At 34.4% G+C, this 13,309-nt stretch carries 11 protein-coding genes and 1 pseudogene; 8 read left to right on the top strand and 4 right to left on the bottom strand.

All coding sequences use genetic code 11. From position 1 onward, the window contains the following. Window positions 1-4: 4 nt before the first annotated feature. Window positions 5-367 carry a hypothetical protein gene (locus GM3709_RS08960; RefSeq protein WP_231937537.1) on the bottom strand — a complete coding sequence of 121 codons (363 nt, stop codon included), beginning with the start codon at window positions 365-367 and terminating at the stop codon, window positions 5-7. A 240-nt stretch (window positions 368-607) separates the two neighbouring features. On the opposite strand from GM3709_RS08960, the gene pilM reads away from it, so the two are divergent. The 4 genes from pilM to GM3709_RS08940 all read left to right on the top strand — a co-directional run bounded on the left by pilM (window position 608) and on the right by GM3709_RS08940 (window position 5,350). Continuing rightward, window positions 608-1,720 (top strand): type IV pilus assembly protein PilM, encoded by a 1,113-nt coding sequence (gene pilM, locus GM3709_RS08955; protein ID WP_066118459.1) that lies wholly within the window; start codon window positions 608-610, stop codon window positions 1,718-1,720. Window positions 1,721-1,722: 2 nt separating this feature from the next. Then, window positions 1,723-2,562, top strand: a complete 840-nt coding sequence (locus GM3709_RS08950; protein WP_066118457.1) for a PilN domain-containing protein — start codon at window positions 1,723-1,725, stop codon at window positions 2,560-2,562. Further along, window positions 2,559-3,383 (top strand): type II and III secretion system protein, encoded by an 825-nt coding sequence (locus GM3709_RS08945; RefSeq protein WP_066118455.1) that lies wholly within the window; start codon window positions 2,559-2,561, stop codon window positions 3,381-3,383. Before GM3709_RS08950 ends, GM3709_RS08945 begins: the two co-directional genes overlap by 4 nt. A gap of 95 nt (window positions 3,384-3,478) precedes the next feature. After that, a complete protein-coding gene (locus tag GM3709_RS08940; protein ID WP_066118453.1) occupies window positions 3,479-5,350 on the top strand; it encodes a secretin and TonB N-terminal domain-containing protein in 1,872 nt (623 codons plus the stop codon). 204 nt (window positions 5,351-5,554) lie between these two features. Here the strand turns inward: GM3709_RS08940 and ftsH2 are convergent, their stop codons facing one another. After that, complete coding sequence (gene ftsH2 / locus GM3709_RS08935) at window positions 5,555-7,435, bottom strand: ATP-dependent zinc metalloprotease FtsH2 (RefSeq protein WP_066118451.1); 1,881 nt, start codon at window positions 7,433-7,435, stop codon at window positions 5,555-5,557. A 181-nt stretch (window positions 7,436-7,616) separates the two neighbouring features. Next, window positions 7,617-8,258, bottom strand: a complete 642-nt coding sequence (locus GM3709_RS08930) for a hypothetical protein (RefSeq protein WP_066118449.1) — start codon at window positions 8,256-8,258, stop codon at window positions 7,617-7,619. A gap of 396 nt (window positions 8,259-8,654) precedes the next feature. Between GM3709_RS08930 and GM3709_RS08925 the strand changes: the two genes are divergently transcribed. From GM3709_RS08925 to coaE, 4 genes are all read left to right on the top strand, one after another. Then, a complete protein-coding gene (locus tag GM3709_RS08925; RefSeq protein ID WP_066118447.1) occupies window positions 8,655-8,792 on the top strand; it encodes a photosystem II reaction center protein K in 138 nt (45 codons plus the stop codon). A 108-nt stretch (window positions 8,793-8,900) separates the two neighbouring features. Next, window positions 8,901-10,292: a CHAT domain-containing protein gene (locus GM3709_RS08920; protein WP_066118444.1), complete on the top strand. Its 1,392-nt coding sequence runs from the start codon at window positions 8,901-8,903 to the stop codon at window positions 10,290-10,292. A gap of 217 nt (window positions 10,293-10,509) precedes the next feature. Beyond that, window positions 10,510-10,716 (top strand): glycogen debranching protein, encoded by a 207-nt coding sequence (locus GM3709_RS08915; protein WP_066118442.1) that lies wholly within the window; start codon window positions 10,510-10,512, stop codon window positions 10,714-10,716. 233 nt (window positions 10,717-10,949) lie between these two features. Next, window positions 10,950-11,546 carry a dephospho-CoA kinase gene (gene coaE, locus GM3709_RS08910; protein WP_066118440.1) on the top strand — a complete coding sequence of 199 codons (597 nt, stop codon included), beginning with the start codon at window positions 10,950-10,952 and terminating at the stop codon, window positions 11,544-11,546. A gap of 176 nt (window positions 11,547-11,722) precedes the next feature. Here coaE and GM3709_RS08905 read toward each other — a convergent pair. Beyond that, window positions 11,723-12,989 (bottom strand): annotated as a pseudogene (locus tag GM3709_RS08905) (IS701 family transposase). Window positions 12,990-13,309 lie beyond the last annotated feature (320 nt).

Raw genomic sequence — 13,309 nt, 5'->3', positions numbered from 1 at the left:
GTTTTTATCGATAATCTTGTTTTCTTTTGAGAGTAGGGAGTGGTTGTAAATTAGTACGACTGGGAGAAAGATACCTTCTTGGAGTAGATAAAGAAGCTACTTTGCGGGCTTTTTCGATTTGTAACCATCCTATCACACCTCCGGCAACAGCGATCGAAACACCTAATGATAATAGAGTCCACCGTTGACTAAAGCCTCCTAACATGGCATCTGCAACCCCAAAAGTAACCAGAAAAGTCGATATTTTTTCTTGGCGATAAATTTTTTTTAATTTTCGGGATAATGTCTCACTCATTTTCTTTTTGGGCATTTGACTACTATAGTTACATTTTAACTTGAGTTTAGATAAATTTGGTTTATTTGCCAACCACACTAACTAATAATCGCTATACAACCTAATTACGGTTTTGATTATCTAACACCTAAAATCAAAAAGATAAAACATAAAAAAAATTAACAGAGTCGTTTTGCTACAGTGAGATAATATTAAATTATAATTTTTTATCCCTAAAAATTAAAATGATCATCTATTAATTTGAATAGGGTAATATATGTTTATAAAATCTTTATCTTGAATCCGTAAAAATACGGAAAAGGAGCAGGGACAATGTTAAGTTTTTTTGACAATTTGCTTGGAGGAGGCAGTAATGGAGTAGGAATAGAAATTAATCCTGACAAAATTACCCTAGCTCAACTAGCAAAAAAAGGACAACAATATAAACTTTTAAAATATCATTCGATCGATGTTCCGGATAATATTTTTGAAGAGGGACAAATTGTTGATTCTCCCGGATTGGCAGAATTAATCGATCAATTATTGAAGGAAGCGAAAGTTAAACCCAAACAAATCGCTACCGCCGTACCAATGAAAGAGTCGATTATTCGTATTATTCCCATTCCTGCTGAATTAAATGATCAGGAATTACGGGATCAAGTACTAAACCATGAGGCTAGTCTTTATCTACCCTATCCCAGAGAAGAAGTCGATCTCGATTATCAAAAATTGGGCTATTTTGTAGATGATGATGGCATTGAAAAAGTACAAGTTTTATTAGTGGCAACTCGTCGAGAAGTTACTGATTTATATTTGGAGACTTTTCAACAAGCGGGTTTAAAAGTTAATGTGCTAGAAATCAATAGTTTTGCTTTAATTAGAACTATCAAAGAGCAATTAAAACAATTTTCTCCCAGTGAAGCAGTGGTTTTAGTAGATATTGAATTTGATACTACAGAAATCGCTATTATTGTGGAAGGTGTGCCTCAATTTTCTCGAACAATTCCCATCGGTACTTATCAAATGCAAACGGCTTTAGCCCAAGCCATGAATTTACCCACTTCTAAAAATACAGAATTACTTCAAGAGATTACGATCCCTAATAATCCAGAGCAAACGACAACTAATACCACCAGTAGTCAAACATGGATTAATCCGGGGATGGATTCTCTGTTAAGGGTTTTAGGGGAATTAGTAGATGAATTGCGTCGATCGATCAATTTCTATCTTAACCAAAGTGGTGATGTAGAAGTAGTACAATTGCTTTTAGCAGGACCTGGTTCCGGATTAGCTCAAATTGACGAGTTTTTTACTAAAAAATTGAGTCTTCCAGCAATGCAGATTGATCCAATTTCGGCTTTATCTTTAACATTTAAAGAGGATTTATCTGTCATGCAAAGAGCCGGATTAGGTACAGTAATCGGTTTAGGTATGAGGATGAGTTAATTATGTACAACATTGATATTAATTTCCTTAAGGATCGTAAATTAGACGCATCTAGTGGTACCACTGCATTTAAAAAAACAACTCCTAAAACCATTCAGTTACCCATTTTGATTGGTACTGGTGTCGCCGTCGGTTTCATTGCCGCTACGGGAGGGGCATTATTTTTCCTAAATAATCAAAAAGCCGCAACTAACAAAACGATCGCTGAGTTAGATGCAGAAATACAACGATTACAAGGACAAAATACTCAAGTTCAACAAATTCAGACAGAAATAGATGCTATTAGTAATGAAATAGGTATTTTGGTTAGTGTCTTTAACCAAATTAAACCTTGGTCTGCCATGTTATCAGAAATTGGTAGTGTCACTCCTTCAGGGATTCAAATTCAGACTATTAACCAATCGGGAAACAAATCTCTCATCATTAATGGTTATGCCGATTCCTATGATCTTGTTAATGATTTTTTATTAACTCTAAAAAACTCTCGTTTTCTTAATCCAGAAGCAACTACATTAGTCACGACAAGTATAGCTGACAATCCGGGTACTGTGGTTTCTAGTCGATCTCAAATAATCGGTAATGACAACATTGCTCCTACATCGGTAGATACCAACACGGAGTCTGTCAACGTGACCTTACCAAAAGTATTTCTCTATACCATTAACACCGAAATTAATGATAAATCCTCAGAGGAATTACTGAATCTTCTCAATCGTAGAGGTGCTATCGGTCTTGTGTCAAGATTGACCTATCTACAAAGAAAAGGAGCTTTACGGTTACAACCTGTAGCTGAACCTGAAACAAAAACAGAAACACCAGCAGAAGGAGAAACAACTCAATGACAACATCTTTTACCACGTCTGACGAATTTGATCCCCAAGATGACGGATTTGGGGAATCAGGTGATTATCCTCAAGCATTTGGCATTACATTTACTCCCCAGGTTTCTGGTATCGCCATTGGGGTAGGTGGATTCTTAATTGCCGCTTATCTTTTTTGGTCTCAAGTGCTTCCTATTTGGACTGAATTATCAGAATTAAATAACCAAAAACAAGAAAAACAATCTCAGTTAAGTCAACTAAGTTCTACTGAATTAGAACAAATTATTGCTGGGAAACAGAATGAATTACAAGAAACGAAAGATCTTAAAGAAGATGTAATGCAACTATTCTCTAATGACGAAACCATAGATACTCTATTGTTGGATGTCAATAGTTTCACCAATTTTAGTAACGTGAAAATGAATAGTTACGTTCCCGCCGGCGAAAAACAAGTGGTTGCTGATGATTCTCTTGGTAGTCTTGCTACTAATAATTTTGAAGTAAAAACCATTAATCTTGACTTGGAAGGTACGTTTAATCAGTTACAACTTTTTTTACAAGATATAGAAAGGTTACAACCACTGATAGTTGTCCAAAATTTGAGTACTTCTACTATTAATCCTACCCAATATTTATTTGAAAATGACCAATTACTAACCGTTGGGGAGCCAACCCTAAAAACTACTTTAACTTTAAAAGCTGTATTTCCCAATATACAACCTCCAGAGGCACCACCAGCAGAAACTACTACACCGCCAGCAGAAGGTACTCCTCCAGCCGAAGGCACTACACCACCAGCAGAAGGTACTCCTCCAGCCGAAGGTGAACAACCAGCTAACTAGGTTAGGTCTTTTTTATTTATGACGAATTGCAAACCTTTATTTCATTATCCTAATTTTATCCTTTAAAATTTAATCGTGTGTAGGAGTTAAAATCGATGATCAAATTTTCTTTTAATCAAATCAAGTTTTTGAGCAGTAGTGCTGTTATTCTTCTGTGCTGGCAATCTCTAGCAATAGCAAATCCTAGTATTAATAAAAAACTTAAGATTCAACCCCCCCCAGATTCGATCGCTCAAACTTTTCCATCTAATGAACAAGATGTTCTTGTTCCGAATCCTACCATCAAAATTGATGGCAAAATCGTTGAAAATACACAACCAGTGCCACCTCCTTTTTCCAGAGCGGTAGCTCCTCCCGTCGGAGATATGTCGGTTTCTAATGTTACAAATAATTTTCCTATTATTGACTTAGGAACGAATGCAACAGTTCCTCGTTTAGTACTAAGAGATGCACCTGCAACAGAAGTATTAGCATTATTGAGTCGAGCCGCAGGATTAAATATAATTTTCACAGATCAACAGGCAGAAGGACAAACCACGAGTACCGTTTCCTTAGATTTACAAGACGAACCCGTACAAGATGTTTTTAATAGTGTATTAATGATTTCTGGCTTAAAAGCAAACCGTCAAGGTAATACTATTTTTGTGGGTAGTAAATTACCACCATCGGTGAAAAATACGATAACTCGTAGCATTCGTTTAAATCAGTATAGTGCGGTAGGTGCCGCAAGATTTTTGGGTACTTTAGGTGCTCAAGGTAACATTATTCAATTAGTAGAAACACGAGAAAGAAGAGATATTGTTCGTACAGATACAGGACAGGTAACAGGACAACAAACTTCGGACATTGCGGTAGAAGATATTACAGAAGAATACACGGTAATTCCTCTTGATATAAAACCAAAAGAAGGAGAAGTTTTAGTTTTAGAAGGTTTAACTGTTCACGCAGATCCAGTTCATGAAACGATTACCTTAGTCGGAGAACCTCATTTAATACAGGTGGCAACTAATTTTTTAACTCAACTAGATATTCGTCGTCGTCAAGTAGCTGTTAATGTCAAAGTAATTGATATTGCTTTAGATAATAATACTAGCTTTGGAATGAGTTTTTCTGGGGCAGTTGGTGATACAGGAATTATTCAACAGGGGGGCTTAGGAGTTATTAACTTTGGGACAAGTTCGCAAAATCTCAGAGGATTTCCAAGTCCGGGAAATCCAAATACAGGTCGTATTACTCCTAGCGAGACGGGAGCAGATTTACAAAATTTAGATATTAATCAATCACTAGGTAGTGTACTAGGACGTAATTTTAATGTCCCACAGGCTTTTATTGCACAAATCCGAGCGAATATTCAATCGGGTAACGGAAAGGTTTTAACAGATCCTACTCTTGTAGTGCAAGAAGGGCAAGTAGGTACAGTTGAACTAGTTCAGGATATTGTTACCAGTGTTGTAACCGAAGTTGATCCTGAAACTGGTATTAGAACTATTACTCCAGAAATCACTCCCGCCGGTTTAATTCTTTCTGTTAACATTTCTAAAATTGACGATAATGGTTTTATTAGTTTAGAAGTGTCTCCTTCCATTTCCACCCCTGGTACTCCACAAACTTTTGATAGTGGTGGTGGTGCTTCTAATATTATTACTCCATTAATCAAAAGAAATGTAAGCTCTGGTAAAATTCGTTTACGAGATGGACAAACTATCATTTTATCAGGTATTATTACCGATGAGGAAAGAAATACGGTGTCAAAAGTGCCTATTTTAGGTGATTTACCTCTTATTGGTACCTTATTCCGTGCCACAAACAAGGATAATCGTCGATCGGAGGTTATCGTGATGCTCACGCCTCAAGTTATTGATGACGCCGAAAATAATAGTGGTTTTGGCTATAATTATACTCCTTCTCGTGAAACGGGTGACTTCTTGCGCGATCGAGGTTTAAATGTTCCAACTAATCCTTATTAAACTGATGTACTGGTAGAATAACACCAACTAGATAAAACGAGAAAAATAAATTCTTGTCACTTTTATCTCTCGTCATCGAGAATTTATGATAGAAGTGCAAGATATAAATTTGTGAGTAATAAGTAGTAATTCATCTTGATACAAAATTTCACTAAAAATAAAAAACCCCCTGAGTAATTCAGGGGGAAAAGTGAAAATCAAAATTTACAGTTGAGGAACAAATTGTTCTTTTTCAGGGACTGTGGTGTATTCGGCCACAATTTGACGAAATTCCTCACCGTCAATGGTTTCTTTTTCAATTAATAAATCGACTAGACGATCGATCACTTCCCGATTATCCCGTACAATTTGACGAGCAATTTGATGTCCATGTTCGGCTAAAGTCTTAATTTGAGAGTCAATGCGAGATGCCGTTTCTTCAGAATATTCTGCACGGTTCATAAAACCACCGCCAAGAAATACTTCTCCGCTTTGCCCTTCTAAAGAAAGTGAGCCTAATTCACTCATGCCGAATCGTGTTACCATTTGACGAGCCATTCCCGTAACTTGTTGTAAATCTCCTCCAGCACCAGTGGTTACTTCGTCATAGCCAAAGACTTCTTCTTCGGCGGCTCTGCCTCCCATTGCTCCGGCAATTCTTGCCATTAATTGGGCTTTGGTGGTTAATCCTTGTTCTTCGTTGGGAGTAAACCATGTTAAACCTTGAGCTTGTCCACGAGGAATAAGAGTTACTTTCTGTACTGGATCATGATCTTTTAATAAAGTACCAACGATCGCATGGCCTACTTCATGATAAGCAATCAAGCGTTTACTTTTACTATCTACTAAAGGAGTGCCTTCCATACCTGCAATAACTCGATCGACGGCATCATCAATTTCTAAAAGGGTAATCTCAGATTTACGACGACGGGCGGTTAAGATAGCGGCCTCATTGAGTAAATTAGCTAAATCCGCACCACTAAAACCAGGGGTACGACGGGCGATCGCTTCAATAGAAACACTAGAAGCTAATTTTTTGTTACGAGCGTGAACTTCCAAAACACCAATTCTGCCCTTGAAATCGGGGGGATCAACCATCACTTGACGATCGAAACGACCCGGACGCATTAAAGCAGAGTCTAAAACGTCTGCACGGTTAGTAGCGGCGATGACGATAATACCAGTGTTACCCTCAAAACCATCCATTTCTGTTAAGAGTTGGTTTAAAGTCTGTTCTCTTTCATCATTTCCACCGCCGATACCTGCTCCTCTTTGTCTTCCCACTGCGTCAATCTCATCAATAAAAATGAGACAGGGAGCATTTTCTTTTGCTTTTTTGAATAAGTCTCTTACACGGGAAGCACCAACACCAACAAACATTTCCACAAATTCAGATCCAGAAATACTGAAGAAAGGTACACCCGCTTCCCCAGCGATCGCTTTAGCTAGTAAAGTTTTACCAGTTCCGGGAGGACCTACTAATAAAACACCTTTAGGAATTCTTGCACCTACCGCAGTGAATTTTTCAGGCTGTTTAAGGAAAGTAACAACTTCTTCTAATTCTTCTTTCGCTTCTTCGATACCTGCCACATCGTCAAATTGAATCCCTGTTTTAGCATCCATCTGAAAACGAGCGCGAGATTTACCAAAATTCATCGCTTGTCCAGGCCCTCCAGGCATATTACTGGAACGACGGAAAAGGAAGAATAGAGAAGCAATCAATAATACTGGGAAAACTAAGTTACCAAGAATACCCCAGATAGCACCCTCGTTGCGTAAAGGATGAGAGTCAAAATTAACTCCGGATTCTCTTAATTTGGTGATCAATTCAGGAGATGCACCGGGTAAGTCAACTCTTAATCTTTGTACTTGATGTAATTCAGGATCGATCGCTTCTACGATCGCAGTTCGTCCATTTTCATATAAATCAACACTGCTAACTCGACCTTTATCTAAGTATTCTAAGAATCTTCCATAGGTCATGCGGGTACTAGCGGTATTATTATTATCACTAACGTTAGTGGCAAAACTTCCTTGCCACAGGAAAAAGCCGATTACTAAAAATGGGATTGTCCATAAAAGGACGGTACGCCAAGATAATTTCATAGTTTTTTATATTTTTTGTTGAAAGAGGGAATAAGTAGTTAGCTTGTTCTAGGCTCTATTTTTTTTAGTTATGATCAATTGTAACAACTATTTCTTAACTAAACTTAACATAGTTCTCATTTTTTTCGCAATTGATCCTGTATAACCTATTTTTACGGAACGTTATCAAAACCTTCTAATGCTATCTAATCAAAGGAAAGGGTAATAATTTTTGAAATAAAGATACCATTAATATTAGCCCGATCGAAATTAATAATGTTCCAATAAAATTGATTTTTTTGGATGGTTGAGAAGGTTCAATCCAAAATAAAAAAATTTTTCTTACCATAGGCATTACAAACCATGTTAAAGCAAAACAACCCATAGCATTTTTTATGAGGGTTTGAACAGGAATAGGAAAATGATCAAGCACTGGTACATGGACAAAAAGCAAGGTTTGCAACATAATAGTTGGATAAAGTCCAAATAATACTGTTAATGCTTGTTTCCATCGGGGTAAGGTTTTTTGTTTCAGCAACCATTCTTCAAAACCCGTTTTATAAGCAATAAAGCGATAACCACCGATATTTTCTCGCATTTTCATCCATTGATGACGAGTATCAGATTCTAACCATTTAGTAAGGTTTTCAGCATTATCAAAATAAAGGATTGTATGCCATTTATCTCTAACTCCTTTTAATGGTGGGAGATTCTCTGTTTTTAAATATCCTTCAACATTTTTACACACCTCTAATACTTGACATTGCCATTGTAGAAAATCAGCAGTTTTTTCTTTAGTTATATCTTGTTCGATCGTGAAGCTAACAGGTGATTGTGGATTCATTTTACAAACATAATGACGGATAGTTATATTTTCTAGTCATTCATTCAACAATGAACAATTGACAAAAACCCTCGAACCTAGAACTCGCTTTTGATTGAATTGTCAAAGATCAAACTCTTATCTTTTTCCCTTAAAAAGGAAAGGGGAGGCTTTAAACCCTTAATGGATCAATTGTCAATTATCAATTGGTAAAAAGAAATTTTTTAAATTACTGGAAAAATAAATTATGTTCAGTATAAATTATTCCTTATAAATAAAACTATAATGTTTGGCAGTGTGTATATATTAACTAAATTTAATATAATTCTCATTTTTTTCCTCATTCAACCATAAACAGGTCTGATAGTATAATATACTGATTATAAAAATCTGTTTAGCAAGGAACTATTTATTATTATGGAAGCAATGATGCTATTCGCTCAATTACCAGAGGCTTACGAACTTTTCAAGCCTTTAGTTGATGTATTACCAGTTATTCCTTTATTTTTCTTACTTTTAGCCTTTGTATGGCAGGCAGCAGTAGGCTTCAGATAAAGATAAAAAGACAGGTAGAGGAAACGTAATCACTAATTACTGATTCTTTTACCTTTCTTCATTCCACGATTAACTATTAACTATCAACTATTAACTATCTAGGGTGTAATGGGGAAGAAACTAATTGTTTTTAAGATAGGAGAAGGTTGTTTTGAAAAAGGTTTTTCTGTTACTATCCGCCTAACTGAAGATGACTCCAAAGATTTGTTAGTCGAAACCGAAGGTAGATTGCCTCCTTCCCCAAGTGTTTATCAAAGTTATATTAATTGGCAATCTAGTTATCGCAGTTTAGCCATTTCTTTACGTTTAGGTGCGGCTTCTGCTCAAGTTACTAATGTAGCAGTTACTGAATGTCAAGAATATATTAATATCCTCAAATTAGATCTGAATCAATGGTTAGAAAATACTGAGGTACAATCTTTATTGTTTGCTCTTTTTCCTCACCTACACCAAGAAGATTTAATTCGTTTTGTTATTCAAACTGCTGATGTGCGTTTATGGCAATTGCCTTGGCATTTATGGTCAGTGTGGCATCTTTATCCACAAACAGAGATAGCTTTAAGTAAACCTAATTGTCAAAAGCCAAATCGCTCGAATGATCTTAATAATCCTCAAAAAGTCAGAATTTTAGCTATTTTAGGCGATCGACGGGGAATAGATGTAGAAAGAGATAGACGTGTTTTAAACGATTTGCCTAATGCCGAAGTTGTATTTTTAGATCAACCAAATTTAGCAGAATTAACTCCATTATGGGAACAATCATGGCAAATTTTATTTTTTGCAGGTCATAGTTCTAGTCACAATAATAGTGAAGGTGGTTTATTACAGATTAATCCCTACGAAACGATCGATATTCAAAGATTAAAAAATACCCTTGCTAAAGCCATTCATAACGGCTTAGAATTAGCCATCTTCAACTCTTGTGATGGTTTAGGATTAGGTTTTAATCTATCAGACTTACAGTTACCTCAAACTATTATCATGCGCGAAGCCGTACCTGATGAAGTTGCTCAAGAATTTTTGAAATTTTTTCTTCAAGCCTACGCAGGAGGAGAAACACTATATCAAGCTGTCAAAGATACTAAAGCAAAAATTCAGGACTTATATCACCTTGAACAACAAGCCCCCGGATCGTCATGGTTGCCTGTTATTTGTCAAAATTTAGCCGTAGATCCACCTCTTTGGTCAGATTTGGCGAGAAAGAAAAAAAAATCAGTTAATAACTCAAGAAATCATCTTTTCAGTAAAATTTTTAACCCAAAAATAGTATTAATTAGTGGTTTAGCTTTAATTGTGGTTGTGGGATTAATAATGACAGGATTAACTCTGTTGCAAAAATCTTTTCCCACTGTGACAAAACCAATTCGTAACCCTCTCAAGGGAAATTGTGAATGTCCTTATGATCTTGATACTACGGGAAAACAATGTGGAGAAAAATCTGCTTATAGCAGGCCAGGTGGTAGTCAACCTGTTTGTTTTGTTGGGGATAAAATCAATTAAAATTAGATATGGAGAATTCGGAGATAAGATTTTTACACTCTAGTGGTAAATTGCATGAATAAAATAAATATTTGGATTAATAGACATCATTTTTAACTTTTAATTATTGAAAATGTCTAATCATTAAACTTACCAAAAAATTTAATTTATTGATTGGAACTAATAACAAAAGTCTGCACACATCTACTAAATTATTCACTATCAACTATAAACTATTATGACTATTTGGGTAAATGAACAAAGAGATGCTTGTGGAATTCTACAGGCTTGTATTGCGACTAAAAATAAAGCTATGGCTGAAGATTGTCATAAAAATTGGGAAACTGAACTCACTACGGAGCAGAGACAAGAAGGATGGCAAGTAATTTTAAAAACAGTGGACTCTTGGGATGAAGTTCCTGTTAATGCCTTAAAATTAAATTGAGAAATCTATTTTCTTGTTTGAAAACTATAAAATTAAAGAAAATTTCAAATATACTTAGAGATTAGATAATTTGAGCTTGGTTAAATTACACAATAGGCAAAAGTAATTTTACAATACTGCTTAATTTTCTTTTTACATATAAGAACTACATTTTGTATTTATTGTTAAACATAATAGAATTATTAGTTAATAATATACAGTTTTTTTAATAGATTTTTAAATGTTTGTGTGTGATGGATCAAAAACAACAAGTAATTATCGGTTTAACGGGGGGCATTGCCACAGGAAAATCAACGGTGTCGAATTATTTACAAGAAAAGTATTTGATTCCTATTTTAGATGCAGACTTAATTGCAAAAAATGCTGTAGTGATTAATTCTCCTATTTTTAACGATATTGTCGATCGTTACGGAAAAAACATCTTATTAAATAATGGTAGTTTAAACAGGGAAAAATTAGGAAATATTATTTTTAATAATAAAACGGAAAAACTTTGGTTAGAGAATAAAATACATCCCTTTGTTAAAGAATATTTAAAAAATAAAATAAAAGATTTATCTAATCCTATTATTGTGTTATCTATTCCTCTACTTTTTGAGGCAAAAATGACTAATTTAGTTAATAATATTTGGGTTGTTACTTGTGATTTTTATACTCAAATCGATCGATTAAAAAACAGGAATAATTTAACAGAAGAAGAGGCAATTTCTCGTATAAATAGCCAAATGTCTTTAAAAGAAAAAGTAAAAAAAGCTGATATAGTTATTAATAATAATGAAAATTTACAGGACTTATATAAACAAATAGATTTGATTATGTTAAGAGATTAATATAAAAATTAATGCAAAAAAAAAATTAAAATAATTGATCAATTATATCTTATTTGATACCACAGTAATTTAACTTAATCCTAAATATTTTGATGGGTATTACGATCGAATATTACAATGGAATTAAAAAACATAACTATATAGCAATTTCCAAATTAACGGTACTTAGACAAAAATTATGCCCAAATAAACCCTAAACTTGCTTTATATAAGCTAAATACTTCCACATTATCTTTTAACCATTGAAAGAAACGAAAAGATACTGCCGTCCGAAACGCTTCCAATGCCTCTGCAAAAGTATTTAAGGGTTTATTTCCCCATTGCCTTCTCAATCCCCCTGTCAAACGATGCCATTGAATAAAAGTATCGGCGCAAAATACCAATATAAAATGTCTCATTAAACTTCTTTTATTTCTGACTTGGTATTCTGATAAACCTAACCATCCCTTAATTTCACGGTAAAATACTTCTATCCAATTTCTTTGTGTATAAGTTTCTACTATCCAATTTCCATTGACTTTTTCCCCTGTTTCATTGGTCATTAAATAATCAATATCTGTGGACTTTTCAAAACTGGGAGCATTCATGACGATAGCTACGGTTTTTATTCCTGATAAGGCTGATAATTTAATTTTTATGGTTGCTACCCAAAGAGTTTTTTCTCTATTTTTACCTGTTTTTATTTCTTCAAAACTCTCTTGAGGTAATAATTTAGCTATTTCATCTATTCTTTTTTCAGACTCTCTCAAATCTTCTTTTACTACTTGTACTAATCTATTTTTTGCAATAATTCCTATATATTTTAAATTTTTTTGTTCTAATTTTTCTAATAAATTAGTATTGTTCCCATAACCCCCATCCATTAAAATTATTTGAGGATGGTAATTTCGGTTTAAACATTTTTCAATTAAATTAAAGGCAATATCGGGTTTTTTTTGAAATTGTGGGTCATCTTTTCCCAAGGGGAAATTTTCCGCTTTTTCATATAATTCAACGTCTAAGGGAAAACTTCTGACCCCATCATAAATGTGGGTGGTGACTGCGGATATTACCATTATCAGTTTTGCCAATTTCACCAATATATTGTCGTCCCACACAGTCAGTAAAATTGCCACTTTTACGATGACCTGAATCATCGATAATTAAAGAGAAAGAGCGACTTATTTTAGTTTGACGACATGAGGCAATAATTTCTAGTCTTTTATTATTTACCTCATCATAATTCCAAGTGGATTCTGTTAGGAAATGATGTAACTTATGATAAGTAATATCAAGATTATTATGGGCAATTTGAGTGAGATTTTTTCTTTGAGAATCACCTAATAAACCGCCCAAATAATTTCTAAACTCTCGTTTTTGTGCTTTTGTTTTTAATACAGGGTCTATTTTTTGGCACCAACGCTCGAAACAGGGTGGCATTGATGAAGATGTGATTTCTTTCATTTTGACCTAAAAACAATATAATGTAAATATTATAGCTTAATTGTTGTTATTGTTTTGTCTAAGTACCGTTAATGAGGTATGCTTAAATCTTTTAATAAGGCAGACTTTAATTTTATTTTTGTACCTCGTAGCCATAAAAACGCTATAAATGATTTTAATAAAGCGATTAAAATTAACTCTAAATAAACAAATAGACATCTCTCCAAAAAATTTATTTTCATTGTCTATTGAGAACCATAAGCTAGGAATCTAACGATTAACTACCCTTTTCTGATAAGCTAGATCAGATTCTTGAAATTTTTATAAAAACTATTTATATT

This window comes from Geminocystis sp. NIES-3709 (assembly GCF_001548115.1).
GTDB lineage: Bacteria > Cyanobacteriota > Cyanobacteriia > Cyanobacteriales > Cyanobacteriaceae > Geminocystis.
This window is presented reverse-complemented; position numbering and strand designations above follow the sequence as displayed.

What these genes read in the sequence shown, in the direction of transcription:
- pilM (WP_066118459.1), top strand. Translation starts at nt 608, where the DNA reads ATGTTAAGTTTTTTTGACAATTTGCTTGGAGGAGGCAGTAATGGAGTA.
- GM3709_RS08950 (WP_066118457.1), top strand. Translation starts at nt 1,723, where the DNA reads ATGTACAACATTGATATTAATTTCCTTAAGGATCGTAAATTAGACGCA.
- GM3709_RS08945 (WP_066118455.1), top strand. Translation starts at nt 2,559, where the DNA reads ATGACAACATCTTTTACCACGTCTGACGAATTTGATCCCCAAGATGAC.
- GM3709_RS08940 (WP_066118453.1), top strand. Translation starts at nt 3,479, where the DNA reads ATGATCAAATTTTCTTTTAATCAAATCAAGTTTTTGAGCAGTAGTGCT.
- ftsH2 (WP_066118451.1), bottom strand. Translation starts at nt 7,435, where the DNA reads ATGAAATTATCTTGGCGTACCGTCCTTTTATGGACAATCCCATTTTTA.
- GM3709_RS08930 (WP_066118449.1), bottom strand. Translation starts at nt 8,258, where the DNA reads ATGAATCCACAATCACCTGTTAGCTTCACGATCGAACAAGATATAACT.
- GM3709_RS08925 (WP_066118447.1), top strand. Translation starts at nt 8,655, where the DNA reads ATGGAAGCAATGATGCTATTCGCTCAATTACCAGAGGCTTACGAACTT.
- GM3709_RS08920 (WP_066118444.1), top strand. Translation starts at nt 8,901, where the DNA reads ATGGGGAAGAAACTAATTGTTTTTAAGATAGGAGAAGGTTGTTTTGAA.
- GM3709_RS08915 (WP_066118442.1), top strand. Translation starts at nt 10,510, where the DNA reads ATGACTATTTGGGTAAATGAACAAAGAGATGCTTGTGGAATTCTACAG.
- coaE (WP_066118440.1), top strand. Translation starts at nt 10,950, where the DNA reads ATGGATCAAAAACAACAAGTAATTATCGGTTTAACGGGGGGCATTGCC.